The organism is Actinomadura sp. BRA 177 (assembly GCF_013372625.1).
In the GTDB taxonomy this organism is placed as follows: Bacteria; Actinomycetota; Actinomycetes; order Streptosporangiales; family Streptosporangiaceae; genus Spirillospora.
Map to the genome: position 1 here is coordinate 1 of NZ_JABXFD010000327.1, position 23,689 is coordinate 23,689.

Annotated in this window: 20 protein-coding genes, 1 pseudogene and 1 riboswitch; of the genes and pseudogenes, 8 read left to right on the top strand and 13 right to left on the bottom strand. The window is 68.9% G+C overall.

Annotated features, from left to right (window positions below; all coding sequences use genetic code 11):
- Together radA and disA are read left to right on the top strand one after the other, a co-directional pair.
- Positions 1-1,271 (top strand): DNA repair protein RadA (gene radA, locus HUX53_RS16865; protein WP_176404156.1); only part of this gene is annotated, 1,271 nt, incomplete at its 5' end.
- Positions 1,272-1,384: 113 nt separating this feature from the next.
- Positions 1,385-2,467 (top strand): DNA integrity scanning diadenylate cyclase DisA, encoded by a 1,083-nt coding sequence (disA, locus tag HUX53_RS16870; protein WP_176404157.1) that lies wholly within the window; start codon positions 1,385-1,387, stop codon positions 2,465-2,467.
- Positions 2,468-2,805: 338 nt separating this feature from the next.
- Here the strand turns inward: disA and HUX53_RS16875 are convergent, their stop codons facing one another.
- A complete protein-coding gene (locus HUX53_RS16875) occupies positions 2,806-3,354 on the bottom strand; it encodes a hypothetical protein (protein WP_176404158.1) in 549 nt (182 codons plus the stop codon).
- Positions 3,355-3,489: 135 nt separating this feature from the next.
- Here HUX53_RS16875 and HUX53_RS16880 point away from each other — a divergent pair, with 135 nt between their 5' ends.
- From HUX53_RS16880 to add, 3 genes are all read left to right on the top strand, one after another.
- Positions 3,490-4,368, top strand: a complete 879-nt coding sequence (locus HUX53_RS16880; protein ID WP_176404159.1) for an A/G-specific adenine glycosylase — start codon at positions 3,490-3,492, stop codon at positions 4,366-4,368.
- A gap of 354 nt (positions 4,369-4,722) precedes the next feature.
- Positions 4,723-4,914 carry a hypothetical protein gene (locus HUX53_RS42260; protein ID WP_176404155.1) on the top strand — a complete coding sequence of 64 codons (192 nt, stop codon included), beginning with the start codon at positions 4,723-4,725 and terminating at the stop codon, positions 4,912-4,914.
- A gap of 784 nt (positions 4,915-5,698) precedes the next feature.
- Positions 5,699-6,670 carry an adenosine deaminase gene (add, locus tag HUX53_RS16890; protein ID WP_176404160.1) on the top strand — a complete coding sequence of 324 codons (972 nt, stop codon included), beginning with the start codon at positions 5,699-5,701 and terminating at the stop codon, positions 6,668-6,670.
- A 423-nt stretch (positions 6,671-7,093) separates the two neighbouring features.
- On the opposite strand, the gene HUX53_RS16895 is transcribed toward add, so the two are convergent.
- The 7 genes from HUX53_RS16895 to HUX53_RS16925 all read right to left on the bottom strand — a co-directional run bounded on the left by HUX53_RS16895 (position 7,094) and on the right by HUX53_RS16925 (position 15,284).
- Entirely contained in the window at positions 7,094-7,747 is a 654-nt protein-coding gene (locus tag HUX53_RS16895; protein ID WP_176404161.1) for an ArsR family transcriptional regulator, read from the bottom strand.
- 131 nt (positions 7,748-7,878) lie between these two features.
- Complete coding sequence (locus HUX53_RS16900; protein WP_309237276.1) at positions 7,879-8,274, bottom strand: VOC family protein; 396 nt, start codon at positions 8,272-8,274, stop codon at positions 7,879-7,881.
- 117 nt (positions 8,275-8,391) lie between these two features.
- Complete coding sequence (locus tag HUX53_RS16905) at positions 8,392-10,926, bottom strand: ATP-dependent Clp protease ATP-binding subunit (RefSeq protein WP_176404163.1); 2,535 nt, start codon at positions 10,924-10,926, stop codon at positions 8,392-8,394.
- A 980-nt stretch (positions 10,927-11,906) separates the two neighbouring features.
- Entirely contained in the window at positions 11,907-12,230 is a 324-nt protein-coding gene (locus tag HUX53_RS16910) for an Lsr2 family protein (protein WP_176404164.1), read from the bottom strand.
- A gap of 1,119 nt (positions 12,231-13,349) precedes the next feature.
- Positions 13,350-14,033 carry an RDD family protein gene (locus HUX53_RS41215; RefSeq protein ID WP_309237277.1) on the bottom strand — a complete coding sequence of 228 codons (684 nt, stop codon included), beginning with the start codon at positions 14,031-14,033 and terminating at the stop codon, positions 13,350-13,352.
- On the bottom strand, positions 13,990-14,757 hold the full coding sequence (locus HUX53_RS16920; RefSeq protein ID WP_176404165.1) for an RDD family protein: 768 nt from the start codon (positions 14,755-14,757) through the stop codon (positions 13,990-13,992). Before HUX53_RS16920 ends, HUX53_RS41215 begins: the two co-directional genes overlap by 44 nt.
- A gap of 5 nt (positions 14,758-14,762) precedes the next feature.
- A complete protein-coding gene (locus tag HUX53_RS16925) occupies positions 14,763-15,284 on the bottom strand; it encodes an amino-acid N-acetyltransferase (protein ID WP_309237278.1) in 522 nt (173 codons plus the stop codon).
- A gap of 268 nt (positions 15,285-15,552) precedes the next feature.
- Positions 15,553-15,757, top strand: a riboswitch (cyclic di-AMP (ydaO/yuaA leader).
- A 57-nt stretch (positions 15,758-15,814) separates the two neighbouring features.
- Here HUX53_RS16925 and HUX53_RS16930 point away from each other — a divergent pair.
- Complete coding sequence (locus tag HUX53_RS16930; RefSeq protein WP_176404166.1) at positions 15,815-16,741, top strand: NlpC/P60 family protein; 927 nt, start codon at positions 15,815-15,817, stop codon at positions 16,739-16,741.
- 344 nt (positions 16,742-17,085) lie between these two features.
- Here the strand turns inward: HUX53_RS16930 and HUX53_RS16935 are convergent, their stop codons facing one another.
- Positions 17,086-17,316: a LuxR C-terminal-related transcriptional regulator gene (locus HUX53_RS16935; protein ID WP_021591725.1), complete on the bottom strand. Its 231-nt coding sequence runs from the start codon at positions 17,314-17,316 to the stop codon at positions 17,086-17,088.
- Positions 17,317-17,805: 489 nt separating this feature from the next.
- Here HUX53_RS16935 and HUX53_RS16940 point away from each other — a divergent pair, with 489 nt between their 5' ends.
- Together HUX53_RS16940 and HUX53_RS16945 are read left to right on the top strand one after the other, a co-directional pair.
- Positions 17,806-18,828 (top strand): LacI family DNA-binding transcriptional regulator, encoded by a 1,023-nt coding sequence (locus HUX53_RS16940; RefSeq protein WP_176404167.1) that lies wholly within the window; start codon positions 17,806-17,808, stop codon positions 18,826-18,828.
- Between the two features lie 228 nt (positions 18,829-19,056).
- Positions 19,057-20,286: a cytochrome P450 gene (locus tag HUX53_RS16945; protein WP_176404168.1), complete on the top strand. Its 1,230-nt coding sequence runs from the start codon at positions 19,057-19,059 to the stop codon at positions 20,284-20,286.
- On the opposite strand, the gene lysX is transcribed toward HUX53_RS16945, so the two are convergent.
- From lysX to HUX53_RS42555, 4 genes and pseudogenes are all read right to left on the bottom strand, one after another.
- Positions 20,273-21,727, bottom strand: coding sequence for a bifunctional lysylphosphatidylglycerol synthetase/lysine--tRNA ligase LysX (lysX, locus tag HUX53_RS16950; protein WP_217919527.1), 1,455 nt, complete (start codon positions 21,725-21,727; stop codon positions 20,273-20,275). The two genes, HUX53_RS16945 and lysX, sit on opposite strands and share 14 nt — an antisense overlap.
- 85 nt (positions 21,728-21,812) lie before the next feature.
- A complete protein-coding gene (locus HUX53_RS16955) occupies positions 21,813-22,595 on the bottom strand; it encodes a type III pantothenate kinase (RefSeq protein ID WP_176404170.1) in 783 nt (260 codons plus the stop codon).
- 14 nt (positions 22,596-22,609) lie between these two features.
- Positions 22,610-23,467, bottom strand: coding sequence for a carboxylating nicotinate-nucleotide diphosphorylase (gene nadC, locus HUX53_RS16960; RefSeq protein WP_176404171.1), 858 nt, complete (start codon positions 23,465-23,467; stop codon positions 22,610-22,612).
- Positions 23,464-23,689: pseudogene (locus HUX53_RS42555) on the bottom strand (hypothetical protein); the annotation flags it as partial. The pseudogene HUX53_RS42555 and the gene nadC, both read right to left, overlap by 4 nt.

Sequence of the window (23,689 nt, forward strand, 5' to 3'; positions counted from 1 at the left end):
CGGTCAGCGCGCCGGCGCGTCCGATCGGGCAGGTGGACGTCCGGTCCGCGCAGACGCGGGCCACCGGGCTGGACGAACTGGACCGGGTGCTCGGCGGCGGCATCGTGCCCGGGGCCGTCCTGCTGCTGGCGGGCGAGCCGGGCATCGGCAAGTCGACGCTGCTGCTGGAGGTCGCCGCGCTCGCCTCGACCGGCCCCGAGGGCGAGGCCGGGAAGAGCGTCCTCTATGTGACGGGCGAGGAGTCGGCGGAGCAGGTGCGGCTGCGCGCCGACCGGATCGGGGCGATCACCGACCACCTGTACCTGGCGGCAGAGACCGAACTGTCGGCGATCCTCGGGCATGTGGACTCCGTGGAGCCGTCGCTGCTCGTGGTCGACTCCATCCAGACGATCGGGACGTCCGAGGTCGACGGCGCGCCCGGCGGCGTCACGCAGATCCGGGAGGTCGCCGCCAACCTGATCAGGGTCGCCAAGGAGCGCGGCATCACCGTCGTGCTGGTCGGCCACGTCACCAAGGACGGCGCGATCGCCGGGCCGCGCCTCCTGGAACACCTGGTCGACGTCGTCCTGTACTTCGAGGGCGACCGGCACTCCCGCCTCCGCATGATCCGCGCGGTGAAGAACCGCTACGGCCCCACGGACGAACTGGGCTGCTTCGACCTCTCCGACGTCGGCATCGTCGGGCTACCCGACCCGAGCGGCCTGTTCCTCACCCGCCGCGAGGAGGCCGTCCCCGGCACCTGCGTGACGGTCACGCTGGAAGGACGCCGCCCGCTCGTCGCCGAAGTGCAGTCACTCGTCGCGAAATCGCATCTGCCCGCGCCGCGCCGGGCCACGTCGGGGCTCGACACGTCCCGCGTCGCGATGGTCCTCGCCGTCCTCGCGCAGCGCTGCAAGATCTCCATGCACGAGCAGGACGTGTACGTGTCGACGGTCGGCGGGGTGCGGCTCACCGAGACGTCCGTCGACCTGGCCCTCGCCCTGGCCGTGGCGGGCTCCACGGTCGAGCAGGCGCTGTCCAACAGCCTGATCGCGCTCGGCGAAGTGGGGCTCGCCGGGGAGGTCCGCATCGTGCCCGGCGTCCAGCGGCGCCTCGCCGAGGCGACCCGGCTCGGGTTCAAGTACGCCGTCGTCCCCCGCGGCTCCCTCGAACTCGCCGACGGATCGCCGCTCAAACGCGCGGACCCGCAGCTCAGCAGCTATGAGGGCATGAAGGTGATGGAGGTGGACAGCCTCCAGCAGGCCCTCCAGGTCGCATTTACGGCGCCCTGACGGGAGTCACGCCAGAGTATTACTGCACACAACCCGGGCTTGCGACCTGGGGAGGAACCAGGGCGCCGCCCGCCTCGGTAAACTGACGCCGTCCAGCGACCTCCGGGGGTCAGGTGCCATCACACGACAAGGGTCATGACGAACAACGCCGCGCCACCTTGGCAGCGGTGGCCCCGGGCACCCAGATCCGCGACGGACTCGAGCGGATCCTGCGGGGCCACACCGGCGGCCTGATCGTCCTCGGCTACGACAAGACCGTCGAGGAACTGTGCTCGGGCGGCTTCGAGCTCGACGTCGAGTTCTCCGCGACCCGCCTGCGCGAACTCGCCAAGATGGACGGTGCGATCGTCCTCGACGACAGCCACAGCCGCATCGTCCGCGCCGCCGTCCACCTCGTGCCCGACTCGACCATCCCCACCGAGGAGTCGGGCACCCGCCACCGCACCGCGGAGCGCGTCGCCCGCCAGACCATCTACCCGGTCATCTCGGTCAGCCAGTCGATGCACATCATCGCGCTGTACCTGGACGGCATCCGCTACGTCCTCGAAGACTCGGCGGCCATCCTCTCCAAGGCCAACCAGGCCCTCGCGACGCTCGAACGCTACAAACTCCGCCTGGACGAGGTGTCCGGCACGCTCTCGGCCCTCGAAATCGAGGACCTCGTCACCGTCCGCGACGTCAGCGCCGTCGTCCAGCGCCTCGAAATGGTGCGGCGCATCGCCGACGAGATCGAGGGCTACGTCGTCGAACTCGGCACCGACGGCCGCCTGCTCTCCCTCCAGCTGGACGAACTCGTCTCCGGCGTCGACGCCGACCGCGAGCTGATCGTCCGCGACTACCCGTCCGACGACACCCGCGCCCGCGGCGTCGCCGCCATCCTCACGTCCCTCGACGCCCTCTCCGCCAACGAGCTCCTCGACCTCTCCACGGTCGCCGAGGTGATGGGCTTCGCCGGCCCGGACGCCCTGGACCTGCCCGTCAGCCCCAAGGGCTTCCGCCTCCTCGCCAAGGTCCCGCGACTGCCGAGCATGGTCGTCGAACGCCTCGTCGAACACTTCGGCGGCCTGCAGAAACTCCTCGCCGCCAGCATCGACGACCTCCAGGCGGTAGGCGGCGTAGGCGAATCCCGAGCCCGCAGCGTCCGCGAAGGCCTCTCCCGCCTAGCCGAATCCTCAATCCTAGAACGCTACGTGTAGTTTGCTTCGCCCTCGGCGGTCGGGCGCTAGAGCGCCCTTTCTTCCACGGGCAAAGCGGCGATCGCTGCATCGCATCCGACTCGCCTAGCGGCTCGCTGCGCGATCAGGTTCTTGCTTCGCTCGAACCTGGCTTCGCACGCGATCGCAACGCACAGGTCCTCGCGAACTGAGCTTAAGGACGCCTATCTGCGGGTGGTACGTGGTTGCGGCGCCGCCTACCGCCGTTGTCGCTAGGTAGGCCGAACTGGTCCAGGACGCGGCCGACGATGATCCGCGACGGCGCCGCGGGCGAGACCGATTTCGGCGCAGGTCAGGCAGGCCGGCAGAGGCGGAGCGGGTCAGCGGAGGCGGAAGATCTGTTTCTTGACCTTCGTGCCCTTCAGGTCGGCCACGTACGTGCCGGGGCGGGCTTGGGTGTTGCCCTTGCAGCCTCGTTCGCGGTCCCAGGTGACGGTGTCGACGTACGGGATGCCGCGGCGGAGGGTCTCCTTGGGGGCGTCGCCGTGGCGGCATTCGGCGGACGACCAGATGCGGTCCGAGCCGGACGTGATGCGGACGTCCAGTGAACCCGTGTCGAACTTGCAGGTGCCGTGCCCCGTGTTGACGACCGTGATCCGGAACTCCGGCCGTGCCGAGCCCGCGAAGGTGTCATCGGCGGTCGACATGTTGACGACGAGATCCTTGCCGTCACAGGGACCGCCGTCGTCCGCCGGATCCGGCTCGGGCGTGGCCGTCGTCGTGACCGTGACCGTCGGCATCGCGGTGGGCGGGGGCGGCGGGCTCGCGCTCTCGGCCGCGCCCGCCTTCCGGACCGGCTCGCCCTCCCCGGTCCCGGCGCACGCCCAGGCCAGCAGGCCGACCGCGCCGAGCACGCCGGCCAGGGCCACCGCACGCCGCCGCCAGTACTGGTCCAGCCCAGAACCATCCGAGTCACGTCCAGTATTCGGACACATACGGTCAGTATGCATTCACCGAACCGGAAAGAGGGGACGACCCGCCGCGTGCCACAATAGCGGCGCGCCATGAAACTGAACTCCGTCTACACCGCCCCGATCCTCGACTGGTATGAGGCGAACGCCCGGGATCTTCCCTGGCGGGCGCCGGACGCGACCCCATGGGGCGTCCTCGTCAGCGAGATCATGCTCCAGCAGACACCCGTCTCCCGCGTCCTGCCCGTCTGGGACGCCTGGATGACGCGCTGGGCGACGCCCGCCGCACTGGCCGCCGAACCGTCCGGCGAGGCCGTCCGGGCGTGGGGACGTCTCGGCTACCCGCGCCGCGCGCTGCGCCTGCACGAAAGCGCCCGCGCGATCACCGAACGACACAACGGCGAGGTCCCGTCCTCCCACACCGACCTGCTGGCCCTGCCCGGCATCGGCGCGTACACGGCCGCGGCCGTCGCGAGCTTCGCGTTCCGGCAGCGGCACGCCGTCCTCGACACCAACGTCCGGCGTGTCCTGGCCCGGCTGATGTCCGGGGCCGAGTATCCGCCGAAGTCGCAGACCAGGGCCGAGGTCGAACTCGCGGAAAGCCTCCTGCCGCCCGATCCTCCGACGGCCGCCCGCTGGGCCGTCGCCGTCATGGAACTGGGCGCGCTGGTCTGCACCGCCCGCACCCCCCGCTGCGTCGACTGCCCGGTGCTCGACAAGTGCGCCTGGCAACTCGCCGGACGCCCCGCCTACGACGGCCCGCCGCGCCGGGGCCAAACCTACGCGGGCACCGACCGCCAGTGCCGAGGCCGCATCCTGGCCGTCCTACGCGACGCCGAGGGCCCAGTCCCGAAACCGGCCCTCGACGTCGTCTGGTCAGACGCCGTCCAACGCGAACGCGCCCTAGACGCCCTCATCGCCGACGGCCTAGTCGACCCCTTGGACAACGGCCACTACGCCCTCCCCACCTAAACCAACGCCGCAACCGTCAACCACCCGAACGCCCCTCACAATGCGCCAGGTAAAAAGGGCTCGAAAGACCACCCATCACAAAGCCCCCGACCTAACGACTCCCGAACGCATCAAGGACCTAGAGCCCAACACAGCGCTCCCACCTGCCCGTTACCTTCTTCGCGTCCCCGACAAGCGGGGAGCTTGCTCGCCAGGCCGGGCATGACTGATCGCCCCCTGTCGTTGATGTCACCCGGTCCGGTGGCGTCGATGGACCGCCAATAGGAACCCGGCCGTCCCTCGGGGGCAGGTCTCTTCGTAACGTAAGTCGTCGCCCGACCGCGACCAAGTCCCATACATCACGACAGGACGTCGATGAGCAGCGAATGCGCGGTGTCCCGCAACGTCGGCAAGGGCGAGCATCATGCCTGCGCGCTAGACGCGGCGGGCAGCCGGCTGCATGACAAGCCGCTGCCCAACGACGAGGCCCGGGCCACACGCCTTCCGCTCGGACGCGCGCTTGTCGCCTGGAGGCGCTTGAGCGCTTACCTGGCTGTCGGCATGTAGTTCGACCATGCGCCTGTAGCCCGAATGCGCGGCTCCTTGGCTCGTATACGCGGCCGCGGGCCCACACGCCGGACTTCCGACAAGCGCGTCCACACAAGCGCACAGCCGGGACGCTGTACCCCACACCCCCGCCACGCAACCGCTCATCCGCCCACTGAACCCCGCAGCCGCACACTCGGACCGCGCATCCCAGCTATCGGGCCGCGCATTCGAACTACACACGTCCCAGCGAAAGGCGAGCGTGATTGTGATGTGTGGCTTGATATCCGGGCAGCCGGGGCCCGTTGCGCGCTTGTCGGCTGGACGCCCAGGCGGCGGCCCAAGTGGCGGCCGCAAGTCCGCCCAAACAAGCACGCAGCCGCACACCGGCCCGCGTCCCAGCCAGGAGACCGCGCATCCGGGCTACAAGCACACATCCGCGCCACGCGCCCACGCAGCCGAGCAACGCGACGCACACGCAGACCACAACCCAGGCACCCGCACCCACGCAGAAGGCCCCACCACCGCCTCCAGGTCAGACGCCGGCCGACAGCGCACATCCACGCCACGCGCTCACGCGGCCGGGCAGCGAGACGGGATCGCGGGCATCGAGGCGACGGGTGGGCGTGGGGGGCCGCGTGTACGGGCACGGAGCCAGGCATTCTGGACGGCGGGTCGTGGATACGGGCAAGGGGCTGGGCCTTCGATGGTGTAACTCGGCAGTGGCGGAGGTGTGGGGGTGGCCTACCGTGCCGGCTGGAATATTGGTTGGGCATGCCAGGCCGGGCGGCCGTAGCGTACGGGTGTGCGTGATCTGCTGAGGCTGCCCAAAGCGCATCTGCATGTCCACCTGGAGAGCACCGTCCGGTGGGGGACGCTTCAGGAGATCGGTGCGGCCAACGGGGTGGAGATGCCCGACCGCGCGGGCACGTTCGGGGACTTTGCCTCCTTCTTCGCGCAGAACGACCTCGTCCGCGCCTGCCTGCGGCGTCCGGCGGACTTCCGTCGTATCGCCTACGAGTTCTGTGCGGACGAATCCGGACAAGGCGTCCAGTACGCCGAGGTCTCGTTCACGGCGGCCGGTCACGGGGAGCGGCTCGGCGATCTCGGCATGCCGCTCCAGGCCGTCCTGGAGGGTCTGGAGGCCGGGCAGGACGCATTCGGGATCGAGTGCCGCGTCATCCTCGACCACTCGCGGCGTCGCTCCGTGGAGCGCGCTTGGCGGACGCTCGACCTCGCGCGGCGCCACGACCGCGTGGTCGCCGTCGGACTCGCAGGGGACGAAGCTCACCCCGGCGACCCGTTCACCGAGGTCTTCGCCGCCGCCCGCGACGCCGGGCTCCACGTCGTCCACCACGCGGGCGAAGGCGAGGGACCCGCCAGCATCCGGCAGGCTCTGGGCCCCGGGCGCACCGAACGGCTGGGGCACGGCATCCGCATCCTGGACGACCCCGACCTCATGGCCGAAGTCCGCGAACGCGGAATTCCCCTGGAAGTCTGCCCCTCCTCCAACGTCGCCCTGGGCTTCGCCCCATCTCTCGACTCTCATCCCTTCCCCCGCCTCCGCGACGCGGGCCTGATCGTTACGCTGAACACCGACATCCCAGCGCTTATCGACACCTCCCTCACCACCGAATACACGCGCGTCCGGGACGCCTTCGGCTACGACGACCCCATGCTCGCCGCCCTCGCCCGTGCCGCCGTCGACGCCTCCTTCGCCTCCACCACCACAAAGTGCCGCCTCCACCAGGCAATAGCCACCTGGCTCACCACGTGACCTACCCGAAGCTGCCTGCCCCCGGGGAGGGGCCGCCGCGAGCAAGGCCGACGTCGCTCGCTCCGCCGAGGACGCCCACCCCTGCGGGTTCCAACCGGGACGTTCCCAGGGACGGAGCGGAACGGCTGCGGCGTCCCCGGGGAGAGAAAACGGGACGGCTGTGACGTTCCCAGGGCGAAACAGAACGGCTGTGACGCACCCAGGGGCGAAGCAGAGCGGCTGCGACCGCCCAGCGGCAGAACGAGAGTGGCCGTGACCGTTCCCAGCAGCAGAACTGACCGGCTGCGACGGTCCCAGGGACGGAGCCCGAGCGGCTGTGACGATCCAGAGGCGGAGCAGACAGCTGTGGCGGTCATAGCGGCGAAGCGGGGCGGTTGTGGTGCGGGGGCGGTCGGTTTGGAGTTGTGGTCCTCGATTCCGCGATTACGGGGCGGTGTCTATGACGGGGTGGAGGGGGGCGGCGCGGATTTCGCGGAGGAAAGGGTCGGTGTCGTCCGTCCACTGGGCGGGGGTGCGGACGACGGGGTGGACGGGCAGGCCCAGGCGGGCGGCTGTCTCCTGTGCTGCGTCGAAGGCCGCTTCGCTACTGAGGGTGCCTATCACCAGGACCTCGACGTCATGCGGCTGGTCGCCCGGGACGCCGGCGTAGCGGGCCGCCCATGGGCCGAACAGGTGCGCCTCGCGGACGGCCGGGAGCCGGCCGAACTCCTCGGCGACCACGGTGGGCGGGCCGAAGGTCAGCATGACCAGGCGGGCGAGCGGCTCGTACAGCGGGCTCAGCTCGTCGCGGGACGCCAGGCGGCCGGCAAGCGTGAGGACGCCGGCGCGGGACAGCCGTTCGGTTTCGCGCATTACCGAGCCGAGATCGGTGCGGAGCATGACCGCGAGGTCGAGCATCGACGCCTCGCGGCGGGGGCCGAGCAGCAGCCGCGCCAGCAGTTCGCCCTGCAGGCGGGACCGGAAGATCGGCATCTGCGGTGGCGCCGGGGCGCGGACGTCGCGCTGGAACGCCGCGTCCACGGATGAGGCGCGAGGCCGCCGATACTCCGCCGCCGAACCCACCACATTCGATCGCATGTTCGAATAGTAGGCGGCGTGTACGACATTCCCTCGCCAGGCCCTGCTGCTCCATGTTTCCCTCCTTCGTCCCATCGTCGGGGAGCACTGCCGGGCAAGGAAGGGGAACCCGAATCTGTGGATAACTCGGCTCAGAGTTCGCTCGGAGACTCTGGTTCTGGGAGGAAGAGGCAGAAGGGGTGGCCTACCGGGTCAAGGTAGACGCGGACGTCGTCGTCTGGCTGGAAGTCGGCCAGGACGGCGCCGGTGGCTTCCGCGTGCTCGCAGGCGGCCTCCAGGTCGTCCACCTCGAAGTCCAGGTGAGCGCTGATCTGCTGGGCACCCTCGACGGCGGGCCAGGTGGGGGTGCGGTAGATCGGCTCGGTCTGGAACGACAGGCCGGTGCCGCCGCCCGGTGGTCGCAGCTTCACCCAGTTGGGTTCGTTCTGGACCACCGTCCAGCCCAGGAGGCGCTGATAGAAGGCCGCAAGGGCGTGCGGGTCCGGGGCGTCCAGGACAGGGGCGCTGAGAGTCAGGCGCGTTGTCACCTTGGCTCCTGCTCGTTGGGGCGGGTCGCGTAGGTCGGATGCTTCCCGCGCCGCCGCTACGGCATGCATGCGGAAGGGCCCGCAGCCGGGTGGCTGCGGGCCCTTCTCGACGGACGGTCAGTCCTTGTTGAAGTTGACCGCGCCCTCGATGGGCGGCGGGCTGTCCGGGACGCCGGTCGGCTTCGGCACGCCCTTGAACGTGAACTTGGCGTTCTCCACCGAGTCCTTGTTGTCGGGGTCGAAGCCCTCGGTGCCCACGATCACGATCTGGCCGGGCTTCAGCTCGTTGTACAGGATCTTCTCGGACAGGTTGTCCTCGATCTCCCGCTGGATCGTGCGGCGCAGCGGCCGGGCGCCGAGCACCGGGTCGTAGCCGCGCAGCGCCAGCAGGTCCTTGGCCTCCTGCCGCAGCTCGATGCCCATGTCGCGGTCGCGGAGCCGCTCGTCCACCTTGGCGATCATCAGGTCGACGATCTGGATGATCTCCTTCGGGGTGAGCTGGTGGAAGACCACCGTGTCGTCGACGCGGTTGAGGAACTCGGGGCGGAAGTGCTGCTTGAGCTCCTCCGACACCTTCGCCTTCATCCGGTCGTACGAGCCCTGCTCGTCGTTCTGCCGGGCGAAGCCCATCGAGACGCCCTTGGAGATGTCCTTGGACCCCAGGTTCGTCGTCATGATGATGACGGTGTTCTTGAAGTCCACGACACGGCCCTGCGCGTCGGTGAGGCGGCCGTCCTCCAGGATCTGCAGCAGCGAGTTGAAGATGTCCTGGTGGGCCTTCTCGATCTCGTCGAACAGCACGACCGAGAACGGCTTGCGGCGGACCTTCTCCGTCAGCTGGCCGCCCTCCTCGTACCCGACATAGCCGGGCGGGGAGCCGAACAGCCGCGAGACGGTGTGCTTCTCCATGAACTCGGACATGTCGAGCTGGATCAGCGCGTCCTCGTCCCCGAACAGGAACTCGGCGAGCGTCTTGGACAGCTCCGTCTTACCGACACCGGACGGGCCGGCGAAGATGAACGAGCCGCCGGGACGCTTCGGGTCCTTCAGGCCGGCGCGGGTGCGCCGGATCGACTGCGACAGCGCCTTTATGGCGTCGTGCTGGCCGATGACCCGCTTGTGGAGCTCGTCCTCCATGCGCAGGAGGCGCGTCGACTCCTCCTCGGTCAGCTTGAAGACCGGGATGCCGGTGGCGGTGGCGAGGACCTCGGCGATCAGCTCGTCGGTGACCTCGGCGACGACGTCCATGTCGCCGGCCTTCCACTCCTTCTCCCGCTGCGCCTTCTGGCCGAGCAGCTGCTTCTCGGAGTCGCGCAGCGCCGCGGCCTTCTCGAAGTCCTGCGCGTCGATCGCGGACTCCTTGTCGCGCCGGACGTCGGCGATCTTCTCGTCGTACTCACGCAGGTCCGGCGGCGCGGTCATCCGGCGGATGCGCATCCGCGAGCCGGCCTCGTCGATCAGGTCGATCGCCTTGTCGGGCAGGAACCGGTCGCTGATGTAGCGGTCGGCGAGCTGCGCGGCCGCGACCAGCGCGCTGTCGGTGATCGACACGCGGTGGTGCGCCTCGTAGCGGTCCCGCAGGCCCTTGAGGATCTCGATCGTGTGGGACAGGGACGGCTCGGCGACCTGGATCGGCTGGAAGCGGCGCTCCAGCGCGGCGTCCTTCTCCAGGTGCTTGCGGTACTCGTCCAGCGTGGTGGCGCCGATGGTCTGCAGCTCGCCCCGCGCCAGCATCGGCTTCAGGATGGACGCGGCGTCGATCGCGCCCTCGGCGGCACCCGCGCCGACGAGCGTGTGCAGCTCGTCGATGAACAGGATGATGTCGCCGCGGGTGCGGATCTCCTTCAGCACCTTCTTCAGGCGCTCTTCGAAGTCACCGCGGTACCGGGACCCGGCGACCAGCGCGCCCAGGTCGAGGGTGTAGAGCTGCTTGTCCTTGAGCGTCTCGGGCACCTCGCCCTTGACGATCTTCTGCGCGAGCCCCTCGACGACGGCCGTTTTACCGACGCCGGGCTCGCCCACGAGGACGGGGTTGTTCTTGGTGCGGCGGGACAGCACCTGCATGACCCGCTCGATCTCCTTGTCCCGGCCGATGACCGGGTCGAGCTTGCTCTCCCGCGCGGCCTGCGTCAGGTTGCGGCCGAACTGGTCGAGCACGAGGGAAGTGGACGGAGCCGACTCCGAGGGACCGCCGGAGGCGGCCGGCTCCTTGCCCTGGTAGCCGTGCAGCAACTGGATGACCTGCTGGCGGACCCGGTTCAGGTCGGCGCCGAGCTTCACCAGCACCTGGGCGGCGACGCCCTCGCCCTCACGGATCAGCCCGAGCAGGATGTGCTCGGTACCGATGTAGTTGTGGCCGAGCTGCAGCGCCTCGCGCAGTGACAGCTCAAGGACCTTCTTGGCGCGCGGAGTGAACGGGATGTGGCCCGACGGCGCCTGCTGACCCTGGCCGATGATCTCCTCGACCTGCTGGCGGACCGCCTCAAGGCTGATCCCGAGGCTCTCCAGAGCCTTTGCGGCGACACCCTCGCCCTCGTGGATGAGGCCCAGGAGGATGTGCTCGGTGCCGATGTAGTTGTGGTTGAGCATCCTGGCCTCCTCCTGGGCCAGGACGACAACGCGCCGCGCGCGGTCGGTGAACCTCTCGAACATCTCGTCGCTCCTCACAGAGCGGTTGGGCAGAGTCCGGAACGTCCGGAACTGTCCTTCCGCATGCTAGCCCGCCCCGAGGAGGCCGCCCGGTGCACTCCCACCAGAAGACGTTCCCCAGCTAAGCGCTGTTCAGTCTCATCCAACTACCGCATCGGTGCGTCATGTTCCCGCTACGCCGCAAGCGAACGGGGGCTTTCCGCAGGTCGATCGGGGCGCGGGACGGACGTGCCGAATGGGGCCGGACTTCCGCCCGCGCCGCCTCTGTACCGCGCCGCGTCCGCGCCGAACCCCATTGCCGCTACGCCACAAGCGAACGACCGCTTTCACCGCCGCCGCCTCCCCGCGACGCACACCGCCTGACTCCGACCCGATGGAGGACGCCCTTGGACGGCCGACAGAACATCGGACCGACGCGGAGACCATACGCGCGCACACGCCCCGGAAGCACCGAACGCTCAACGGACCGCCGACAGTGGACGCTCGGGAGAACAAGGACCACCGAGAGCGCGTAAACGCAGGCTTCCAGGATGCTGCGGATCCTCGGAAGGCCTACATCGACGACCTTCAGAAGAACGCGGACCATCGAAGACCGCAACGAGGCGGGTGCTCGGTCGATACGGCCGCCCAAAGCCCCTAAGCGAGAACGCGCACCGCCCGGAGACCACAGCAAGGCGAGCGCTCGGGAGAACTCGGCCCTCCAAAGGCCCCAACAACGAACGCGCACCGCCCGCAGACCGCAGCCAGGCGAGCGCTCGGGAGAACTCGGCCCTCCAAAGGCCCTCCAACAACGAGCGCGCACCGCCCTCAGGCCGCAGCCAGGCGGGGGCTCGGTGAACTCGGCCGTCCGAAGGTCCCTAACAACGGCGCTCCGAAGGACGCAGGTCGTGGGGATGCGCGGGTGCTTGGGAGAACTCGGGGGGCGGGAACGGCGAACGGCCCGTCTCGTTAACGGAGACGGGCCGCCGGTGAAGAGGAGCGGGTCAGTTGGCCGCCTCGTACTGCTCGATCACGTGCGCCGGGATGCGTCCGCGCTCATTGACCTTGATGCCATTGTTCTTGGCCCAGGCACGGATCTCGGCACTGCGTTCCCGGCTGGACGCGCCACGCTGCCGGCGGCGGCGCGAGACCGTGCCCGCCTTGCGGGACTTCTCCACGAACGGCTGCAGCGATTCCCGCAGCTTGGTCGCGTTCGTGCCACTCAGGTCGATCTCGTAGGAGGCGCCGTCGATCGAGAACGCAACCGTCTCGTCCGCCTCGCCACCGTCGAGGTCGTCGACGAGAAGCACCTGAACCTTCTGTGCCATGGGGACAGACCTTTCGGCTGGAGCAAACTTCAATCGGTTGACAAAGATATACCGAGAACTCCGCGGATGACAATTCAAGCGGCCGCGATGAACCGGCACTGCGGTGGAAGTCGCCTTCCCGCCGGTGACCGGGCGTAATCAGCCTCATCGTTTGCGGAGCAGTCAGGGGACGTGCGGGACCGGCGGACGGTCCGGCGTCCGTGAATTTCCGGCGCGGGGGTGGGGCCGGGGTTTTCGGGCGTGACCGGTGTCACGGCGTACCGCGCTGACCTGGGACGGCCGCTCGCGCATTGGGCCGGGTTTGCGGACATCCCGGCTTTCGGGCGGCGGGGTCCGTCCGGACAGAAAAGCCCCTACCCGGACCTTAACAGGCGGTGGGCACCGGTAGCGCGGTCAACGATTAACCCTGACGTAACGGTCCTAAGCGTCCACCGGGCGGGAATCCGCGCGAGCTCGCCTGCCCCGCACGGCAGGTACCTGGGGAGACCCCGAAGGACGTCCGGGTACGCATGGACGCGTGTATGCGCGAGGGATCCCGTGGAAGGGAAAGCAGAGATCATCCCCCTGACCGGCTGATGTTGCCGGATAACAGGCTGGACGGCGACCCCGAAAATCTGTTCCGCCGACGCGGGGCGCGAAGTCGCCTCCGCGTCGCCATCGGCGATCCCGCCGAAGCCCGCCGTCGCGCTTGGGCTCCTGAAATCAGGAGATTGAGGCACAATCCGACCGGCTGATCCACCACTTCCGGGGTGAACGTGGTCCACCTACCGTCTCGCCGCGCATGGACGCGCGAAAGTCCGTTCCGGTGAGACCGTGTCCCATCCGGAGTAAGTCCGGTACCGCTATGAAGCGACACCGCGGGAGCCATGGCAACGGGCGGCGGAAGAAACTTTCAATCCGGAGGCGGCGTCCGGGACGCGACACATCCCACCCCGATTCAGGGCCGTAACCGGAACGAGCTGGGATTCACCCCGCGAACGCGGACGTCCGAAACAGACCCGGCCATCTCCGGGGAAAGCATGTAGAAGGCAGGCGAATACCCTCGTCCCGCGATGGATCGTGGGACGAGGGACGGGGATCAAGCTCCAGGGAGCACGCCTGAACGCGCCTGAGAGGGCCTCAGAAGGCCGGGGAATCGGGGCGTGCGCGTTTTACCACGGCCGTCCCGGCGAGCCTGTCGTGGACGGCTTGGCGGCGCGTCCCCTCGAACATGAGCCCGGCGTTCGCGACCCAGAAGACGCTCGCCAGCAGACCGAAGACGGGAATCGGGCGCGCGGCGATCGGCAGCGAATAAACCGCCGCGCGGAGAACGCACTGCAGAACACCGGGATGGCCGCCGGCCTCCACCTCACCGGGCGAGCCAGGCGCAGATCGTCCAGGCGTGGCTTCGCCGGGTACGGCCTGTGCTTCCTCAGGCGTGGTGGACACGGGCACGAATCCCGGCACGGAAACTGGCATGACCCCCGTTACGCCACCGGTTTCCTCTGCGTCCGCCCCACCGGCCTGTAGGACCGGCAGGGCGGCGACGACCTCGATGCCCGCGAAGCGCTTGCCCAGTGTCCGTCCCCATAGGGCCAACTGGACGGCCTCGTAGAGCAGCATGCATCCGGCCACGGCCGGCGGGGCGATGACGTCCAGCATGTGTCCGGAGACAAGTTCCCGGACGACGACGATGACCGGCACACCGACGACAAGGGTGTCGACTACGCGCGCCAGTAGGCGCTGACCCGGTTCGGCAAGGGGAACCGCCATCGCGGTCCTACTCCGCGTACTCGGTGTACTCGTCGTATGCGACACGCTCATCGATGACGAGCGTGTCCGCGAAGCGGTCGTGCAGGGCCTGATGCAGGGGCTGGTCCCAGATCGCCCACAGGTAGGCCATCAGGCCGCCCACCCAGACGAGCGCCATTCCGTAGGCGGCGTACTCCCACACCATCACCGCCAGGACGAGGAAGAAGAAGACACCGATCTGGTAGCCGACATGGACGATGCCGGCCCGCCACACGGCCTGCGTGGTGGTCATCGGCCGTCCCACAGGACGCGCCTGAACGATGCCCAGGCCCAGGACCCGCTTGCCCAGCGTCCGCCCCCACATGGACAGCTGGACGGCCTCGTAGAGGAACGGCAGCACGGACATGACGCAGAACAGGGTGAAGATGATGGGCCAGTTCCAGATGCCGCCCTCGTCCTCGTCGCCCGAATCGCCAAGACCGAACGCGGCAACCGTGACGGGCAGAACGAGCGCGAACCCGAAGACCGCGACAAGAGCGTTGTCGATGATCCTGGCGCCTGCCCGCCGCGCGATCGGGGCGAGTTGTATCTCATCGCCCTGGGAGCCGCCGTACTGGTCGTAGGACGGCTCGTAGGAGCGTCCCCAGTCCTGCTGGGGCTCCTGCCATTGCTGCTGCGCCGGCTGCCGCTGCTGAGGCTGCTGCCACTGGGAACCTTGGTACGGGGGCGGCGGGCCGTAGGAACCCTGCCCCTGCGGCGCTTGGTAACGCCGTCCGCGGTGGGGGGAATCGCTCATTTGGCTCAGTCCTCCAGGCGAAGCAACATCCGGGTGTTGCCCAACGTATTCGGCTTGACCCGATCGAGGTCCAAGAACTCTGCCACGCCTTCGTCGTAAGAGCGGAGAAGCTCCTCGTACACCTCTGGCGCCACCGGAGTCCCGAGGATCTGCTGGAAGCCGTGGCGGGCGAAGAACTCCACCTCGAAGGTAAGGCAGAACACCCGCCGCACACCGAGTTCCCGCGCCGTTTCCAGGAGCCGGGTGACGATGTGGTGGCCGATGCCGCGTCCGCCGTACCCCTTGTCCACGGCGACGGAGCGGACCTCGGCGAGGTCCTCCCACATCACGTGCAGGGCACCGCAGCCTATGACGGGCCCCGGCGTCCCCTGCCGGGCGTCCTCGGCGATCCAGAACTCCTGGACGTCCTCGTACAGCTTCACCGTCGACTTCTTCAGCAGGCGTCGCCCCGACCCGGCGTACAGATCGACCAGCCTGCGGATCTCCTGAACGTCGGCGGTACGGGCACGCCGGATCACGACCTCCACAAACAGGCGAGATTATCGAACACCGGGTCTTACCGAACGCACGCGTCCGCAGACGTATCGTGGGCGACTCCCAAGGATGACTAGATAGAAACGACTAGGCACCGCCATCCGCGTTCGAAAAAGTGACTCAAAACACAGTTTCCGTCACTGGACGTACCCGGCGCCCCAGCGCGCCCCGCCCTGCCGACCTGCGATTTCTCAAGTTCTGGTTGGCATCCATTGCGCGTTCCGTTAGTGTCCGACGCTGACGTCGGCCGCCCGCAGAACGGAGGCCGAACCGCCGAATCCACGGGTCGCAACCAGTGCCCCGAGGAACCGGGGAACCACTTTCGGAGCGTTCGGGGGACCGCCCCCGGGCCGCCACCGTGAGGGGTGAATCCGCAACGCCGCGGGACGACCCGCGCACGCTCGCGGAGGGGCTGCTCCGGCCCCAACCCGTCAGCTAACCCGGTAGGCGGACCAGGAGAGGAGAATTCGTGCAGCAATCGCGGCCTGCATCCCTTTCACGATTTCGCGGCCGCGCGGTCACCGTGGCAGGAGCGGTCATCGCCCTGACGGCCGCACCGCACACCACCGCCGTCGCCCACGCCGATCCGGAGCCGTCCACCAAGGAGCTCCGGTCCCAGGCCCTCAAGCTCGCCGACCAGCTGGAGCAGGTCACCGAGCAGTACAACGGCCTCAAGGTGAAGCTGTCGCAGTCCAAGCGCGCCGCCAAGGTCGCGACCGAGAACGCCGAGCGGCAGGAGAAGGCGCTCCAGGCCATCCGGCAGAAGGTCGGCACCCTGGCCGCGACCAGCTACATGCAGGGCGGCTCCGACCCCACGGTCTCCTTCGTCGCCTCCCAGGACCCGCAGGCCGTCCTCGACCAGGCCGCGACCCTGCACTACTTCGCCAAGCAGGACAGCACCAAGGTGCTCGGGCTCATGCAGGCCATGCAGGCCGCGCAGCGCGCCCGCAAGTCCGCCGAGGAGCGCGCCAAGCAGGTCAAGGACCTGCGGACGCAGCTGGAGTCGCAGCGCAAGAAGGTCACCGACGCCTACGAGAAGGTCCGCGGCAAGATCGTCAAGCGGGACCCCACCCAGCTCGCCAAGCTCCCCGTCATCGGCACCGGCAAGGCCGCGCAGGCGCTGCGGTACGCCATGGGCAAGATCGGACGCCCGTACGTGTGGGGCGCCGCCGGCCCGAGCACCTTCGACTGCTCCGGCCTGACGATGTGGGCCTACAAGCAGGTGGGCATCAACCTCCCGCACTACACCGGCAGCCAGTGGAACGCGGGCACCCACGTGTCGCGCAGCCAGCTGCAGCCGGGCGACCTCGTGTTCTTCTACTCCGACCTCCACCACATGGGGATGTACGTCGGCGACGGCAAGATGCTGCACGCGCCCCACACGGGCGACGTCGTCAAGATCGCCCCCATGGCCGGACGCCCCTTCGCCGGCGCCGTCCGAGTCGCGTAACCGGAACACGCCCCCGCTGACCGGCACACCCGGTCGCCTGACCTTGAACACCGAGTCGCCTGGCTTGAACGCGCGGCCGCCCGACTTGAACACCGGGAGGGCTGACTCGCGGGCCGGGGCTGCTTCGCGCGCGCATCGCGCCGGCGCCGGCCCGTACCGGCGTGCATGGTGAAGAGATCCGTCGGCGCGGGGTCGAACGCCGTCCGCGGCGACGCCTCCTGCAGGGACCTACCTGTCAGGGCGCAGACGCCGCCGCTGCGGGGTCGGACGGATTCGAGTGAGTTCGCCGCCTGGATCTCTCGTGACGCTCGCCCGTCCCCTGGCGAGCGTCGGGGGTGAAGCCGCTAGATGAGCTGCCTCCGGGCCGCCCACACCACGGCCTCGATAGGGGTGTTGACCTCCAGCCGGTCGCAGATCGTCCGCAGCCGGCGCCGCAGGGTCCGGGCGCTCAGCTCCAGCTTGCGTGCCGCCACATCGGCGGTGACACCGCTCGCGATCTGGGCGAGCAGCCGGATCTCCTCCTCGCTGAGCCCGAAATCGTCGGTGCCACGACGTGCGAGTGTGGCTGTTTCCACTCCGTCCTCCCTCGTCCGTGGTGATGACCGCGGGGATGCAGCCGTCCGCTGCACAGGCACGGGTTGGCCTCGATCTGTACGCGCGTTGGGTTGCCGGGTCCGGAGCCTTCCGGACTTAGATCATCGGGTTCCTTTGCTGTCTCGCGAGCTTGGCCGGAGGTGGCCGCCTGGCCGATTGCGGGGTCGTTCGGGGGAACTCCGGGTGACGATTCACTCGTTGGTCGTCCGAGGGAGACGGGATGAGATCGCCAGCCATCCGCACCCGTCCCTTCTCGATGGACTCGCCAGATCTAGCCGCGGACCAAGATCGTGAATCGTTTCAAGCTACGCTTCGGCTCGGAACGCTAGGCGGCCGGATCCGGCCCGTCAAGCGCTGTCCAAATGCGCTACGCGTCCGTTTAGTGACGCTGCGTAGCCACGGCAGCGGCCACATGCCGCGAACAACGCCACTACCTGGGGAAACTCTCCCGGGTCGGGACGAGGAGCGAGTTGCCACAGACCAGTATTCGTGAGGTCGCGAGGCGTGCTGGAGTCTCAGTTGGGACCGTTTCGAATGTCCTAAACCGGCCAGACCTCGTGGCCGAAGCTACCCGTGACCGTGTTCGCGCCGCGATCGAGGAGCTCGGATTCGTCCGGAACGAGTCCGCGCGCCGGCTCCGCCGGGGCCCCGACCGCACCGCGGGCGAGTTCGGCGACCAGCCGCGCCGGGCCTTCGGCATCGTCGTCGAGGACCTCACCAACCCGTACGCGTCCGATGTCGCGCGCGGCGCCGAGGCGGCGCTCAACGCGGCGGGCCACGACGCCCTCTGGCTCTCCAGCGACCACTCGTCCGCCAAGGAGCGCCGCTCGCTGGAACTCCTGGAGGAGCAGCGCGCCGCCGGGGTGCTGATCATCCCGGTCGGGCTGAATCCGGGCGACATCTCGCAGCTGCGCGCCGCCGGGATGAGCGTGGTGCTGATCGACCGCGACTCGTCCCAGGCGTGCTCGGCGCGGGTCGACCATGTCGCCGGCGGGGAGATCGCCGCCGCGTACCTGCTCGGCATCGGCCGCGAGCGGATCGTCTTCGTGACCGGCGTCCCGGAACCGCAGCCCTGCGTGGAACGGCGCGACGGCGCGGCCCGGACGATCGTCGAGGCCGGTTTCGGCAAGCCCCGCACGCTCGTTCAGGACGCCCTGAGCCCCACCGAGGGGCAGGCCGCCGCGCATGAGGTCCTGGCCCTGTCGCCGCGGCCCGACGGCGTGTTCTGCGCCAACGACCTGCTCGCGATCGGCCTGATCAACGAGCTGACCCGGCTCGGCGTCCGCGTTCCGGAGGACATCGTCGTCCTCGGCTACGACGACATCGAGCTGGCCGCGAGCGCCGCCGTCCCGCTGACCACGATCCGGCAGCCGCGCCGCGAGCTGGGCTGGGAGGCCGCCGAACTGGCCCTGGCCGAGATGAGCGAGGGCAAGTCGCACCAGCACCGCCAGGTCGTCCAGCGCCCCGAACTGGTCATCCGCGAAAGCGCTTAACGCCCCCGCCGCCCACGGTTCCCACCCGTCCAAACCATCGCTAAAGCCCCGAACGCGCAGCCTTCCGGGCCGCCAACGCCTGACCGTTGAGCGATAGGCCGTTGAGCGATAGGCCGTTGAGCGATAGGCCGTTGAGGGCCGGGCTGTTGAGGATCATGCGCCGCGGGGACGCCGACCGCGCGGATGCGGGCTATTGACATTTTGTCTTGTGTCCGGGTGACTGGGGGCATGGAGGACAGGACGGGGCAGGTCGTGGAGGCCGAGGCTGCGGCGGTCCTCGGGTTCGATCCCGGCGATCCGGCCTTCCGGGCCGATCCCTACGCGCACTACCGCCGGCTTGCCGCCGGTGGGCGCCGCCTCCATCGGACGGACGTCGGCCTCCGCGTGACCACGTCCTACGACCTGTGCGAGCAGGTGCTGCGCGATCCCCAGTTCGGGCACCGTCCCGAGGGCGGCGGGCTGTGGCGCGAGTCGCGGGCCCGGAACCGGTCGTTCCTGACGATGGACCCGCCCGACCACACCCGCCTCCGGCGGCTGGTCAGCAAGGCGTTCACCCCGAGGCTCGTCGAGCGGCTGCGGCCGCGGGTAGAAGCGCTGGTGGACGAGCTCCTGGACGGGGTCTCCGGCGACGTCGACCTGATCGCGACGCTGGCGTATCCGCTCCCGGTCATCGTGATCAGCGAGATGCTCGGCGTCCCGGCGCAGGACCGCGACCTGTTCAAAGGCTGGTCCGACAGCCTCGCGCGCGGCCTCGATCCCGACTTCCTACTGCCGGAGGACGAGATCGAGCAGCGTGAGAAGGCCCGTGAGGAGTTCGCGGCGTACTTCCGGGATCTGGCCGCCCAACGCCGCGTCCGGCCCCAGGAGGACCTTCTGAGCGCTCTTGTGAGCGTCTCTGACGGCGGGGACGTCCTGTCGGAGGAGGAACTCCTCGCAACGTGCGTGCTGCTGCTCGTCGCAGGCCATGAGACGACCGTGAACCTGATTGGGAACGGCGCCCTAGCGTTGCTCCGCAATCCAGCGCAGTTGGAGTTGTTCCGGCGGCGCCCTGAGAACGTCCAAGCGGCCGTGGAAGAACTTCTCCGTTACGACCCACCCGTCCAGCTCACCCTTAGGGCCGCCCTAGAGGACGTCGACCTGAACGGCACGTTCGTCGAACGCGGAAAGCTCGTCCTACTGCTGACCGGTGCCGCCAACCGCGACCCGGCCGTTTTCGAGGATTCGGACCGTCTCGACCTGACGCGCTACTCCGACGGACGCGACACACCACGGCATCTTTCGTTCGGCCATGGCATCCACTTCTGCCTGGGCGCGCCATTGGCCCGGCTGGAGGGCCAAGTCGCGCTCAAGAAACTTTTCGAACGCGACGTGGCCCTCGCCGACGCCGGCGACCTCGTCTACCGGGACAACCTCGTCCTGCGCGGCCTGCGCGACCTGCCGGTCACTATTCGGGCTTGACCAGCGGGAACAGGATCGTCTCGCGGATGCCCTTGCCGGTGAACGCCATGATCATCCGGTCGATGCCAGCGCCCATCCCGCCGGTCGGCGGCATCGCGTACTCGAGCGCGCGCAGGAAGTCCTCGTCCAGCTGCATGGCCTCCGGGTCGCCGCCGGCGGCGAGCAGCGACTGCTCGGTCAAGCGACGGCGCTGCTCGATGGGATCGACCAGTTCGGAGTAGGCGGTGCCGAGTTCCGTGCCGAACCCGATGAGGTCCCACTTCTCGGTGAGGAGGGGTTCCTCGCGGTGCTGGCGCGTCAGCGGCGACGTCTCGACCGGGTAGTCCATGACGAACGTGGGCTGGACGAGGGTGTGCTCAATCAGCTCCTCGAACAACTCCTGGACGAGCTTGCCCTGCCCCCACTTCGGGTCCCAGGAGATGTCGCGCGCGTCCGCGAACTTACGGACGTCCTCGATCGGCGTGTGCGGCGTGATCTCCTCACCGAGCGCTTCCGACACCGACCCATAGAGCGTGATGCGCGGCCACTGAGCCAACCCGAGGTCGATCTCCACACCGTCATGGACGACCACAGTGGTGCCCAGGGCGGCGACGACCGCCTTCTGGTACATCCGCTGGGTCAGGTCGGCCATGTCGTTGTAGTCGAGATACGTGCCGTAGGCCTCCAGCATCGTGAATTCGGGGTTGTGCGTAGAGTCCGCGCCCTCGTTCCGGAAGTTCCGGTTGATTTCGAAGACCTTGTCTATGCCGCCCACGACGAGCCGCTTCAGGTACAGCTCGATGGCGATGCGCAGGTACAGGTCCATGTCGTACGCGTTGATGTGCGTCATGAACGGACGCGCGGTCGCCCCACCATGGATGGGCTGCAGCATGGGCGTCTCGACTTCGAGGTAGCCCTCCCCATGCCAGAAGTCACGCACCGCACGGACGGTGGCACTGCGCAGCCGCGCCATCTTCCGCGCCTCATCGTTCACGATGAGGTCGACGTAGCGCTGCCGTACCCGCGCCTCAGGGTCGGTCAGGCCGGCGTGCTTCTCCGGCAGGGGACGCAGGCACTTGGACGTGATGGCGAACCGGTCGGCCATGACCGACAGCTCACCGCGACGGGACGTGATGACCTCGCCTTCGACGCCGATGTGGTCGCCGAGGTCGACCTCGCGCTTCCAGAAGTCGAGCTGCTCCTGCCCGACCTTGGCCAGCGACAGCATGACCTGCAGATCGCCACTGCCGTCCCGGATCGTGGCGAAGCACAGCTTCCCGGTGTTGCGGACCAGCATGACGCGACCGGTGACGCCGACCTTGTCGCCCGTCTCGGTGCCCGGCTCCAGGTCCGGGTGTTTCTCCCGGACTTCGGCGATCGTCGCCGTCCGGGGGAAGGTCACCGGGTAGGGGTCGATCCCGCTCTCGCGGAGCCGGTCGAGCTTCTCCCGGCGCACGCGCATCTGCTCCGGGAGCTCGTCGAAGGTCTCGTCACTCACCGCTCAAGGCTATCGACCTCGTCGCATGCCCCGCGAACGGCTTACGCGGCTACGGGGTGTTGCGCTCGTAGATGAGGCGGAGGCCGATGAGGGTCAGCCACGGCTCGAACACGTCGATGCTGCGGGACTCCTCCAGGACGAGCGGGGCGAGGCCGCCGGTCGCGATGACCGTGACCTCCTCGGGGTCGGCGGCGAGCTCGTCCGACATGCGCTCGACGATGCCGTCCACCTGGCCGGCGAAACCGAAGATTATGCCCGACTGGAGCGCCTCGACCGTGTTCTTCGCGATGACGTTGCGCGGCCGGACGAGCTCGATTTTGTGGAGCTGCGCGCCGCGCGACGACAGTGCGTCTATCGAGATCTCTATGCCGGGGGCGATCGCACCGCCCACGTACTCGCCCTTAGCGGACACGGCGTCGAACGTGGTCGCGGTGCCGAAGTCGACCACGATCGCAGGCCCGCCATGAGTGTGGACGGCGGCGAGCGCGTTCACGATGCGGTCGGCGCCGACCTCCTTGGGGTTGTCCATGCGCACCGGGACGCCGGTCTTGACGCCCGGCTCCACGATCACCGCCTGCACGTCGCCGTAGTAGCGGCGGCACATCTCCCGCATCTCGTGCAGGACGGACGGGACCGTGGAGCACAGCGCGATGCCGCTGATGTCGGTCTCGGCCAGCAGCGGGCTCTGCTGGACGAGCCCCTGCAGGACCACCGCGATCTCGTCGGCGGTGCGCCGCGGATCGGTGTTGATCCTCCAGTGCTCGATCACCTCGTCGCCCTCGAACAGGCCGAGGACGGTCTGGGTGTTACCGACGTCGATGGTGAGCAGCATCAGGTCCCCGCTGGTCAGGAGAAGTCAAGGCCGATGTCGAACACGTGCGCCGAATGCGTCAACGCGCCGACGGCAAGGTAGTCCACCCCGGTCACGGCGACGTCTCGGGCCCGGTCCAGGGTAAGGCCACCGCTGGCCTCAAGCTCCGCCCGCCCCGCCACTAGGCGCACCGCCTCGGCCATCTCGGCGTCGGTCATGTTATCGAGCAGGATGCTCGTCGCGCCCACCTGGAGCGCCTCTTCCACCTGCGCGAGGGTGTCGCACTCCACCTGGATGTGCAGGGACGGGTATACGGCGCGGATCGCCTGGTACGCCTTGGTGACGCTTCCGGCCGCCGCGATGTGGTTGTCCTTGATGAGCGCAGCGTCGTGCAGGCCCATCCTGTGGTTGACCCCACCACCGCAGTGGACGGCGTACTTCTGCAGGGCACGCAGACCAGGAAGCGTCTTGCGGGTGTCACGCACTCTCGCCTTGGTGCCGTCCATGGCGTCCGCCCAGCGCCGCGTGGCAGTCGCGATCCCGGACAGATGGGTGAGCAGGTTCAGGGCCGTCCGCTCAGCCCTCAGCACAGCCCTGGTCTGCCCACTGACCGAGATGAGGACCTGCCCGGGACTCACGCGCTGACCGTCCTCGGCCTTCACCTCGTACGGGACGTCCAGCAAGTCGAAGACAACGCAGGCCACCGGGATGCCCGCGATGACGCCTTCGTCCCGCGCCCTGAGGTCTCCGGCCGCGGTGTCGTCCGGCGCGAAGATCGGCATGCTGGTGACGTCGACCTCCCCGTCCTCGGCGAGCGCCGCCCGGACGAGGTTATCCACAGTTTGTGGATCCAGCCCGGCGGCGGTGAGCCGCTGCGAGAGTTCCGGTGTCATGAGCGCTTTCCTTCCAGAGGTTCGTACGTGGTCGTCAGGACGCCGTCCGTCAGCCGGGTCACCAGGTGACCGCGCCACACGCCGTCCGCCCGCTCGGGGAAGTCCTCCCGCCAGTGGCTCCCCCGCGTCTCCTCCCGCCGCCGCGCCGCCGCCACGATCGCGGACGCGACGGTGTACAGGTTGGTGGCCTCCCAGGCCGCCACCCCGGGTTCAGCGTCCCCA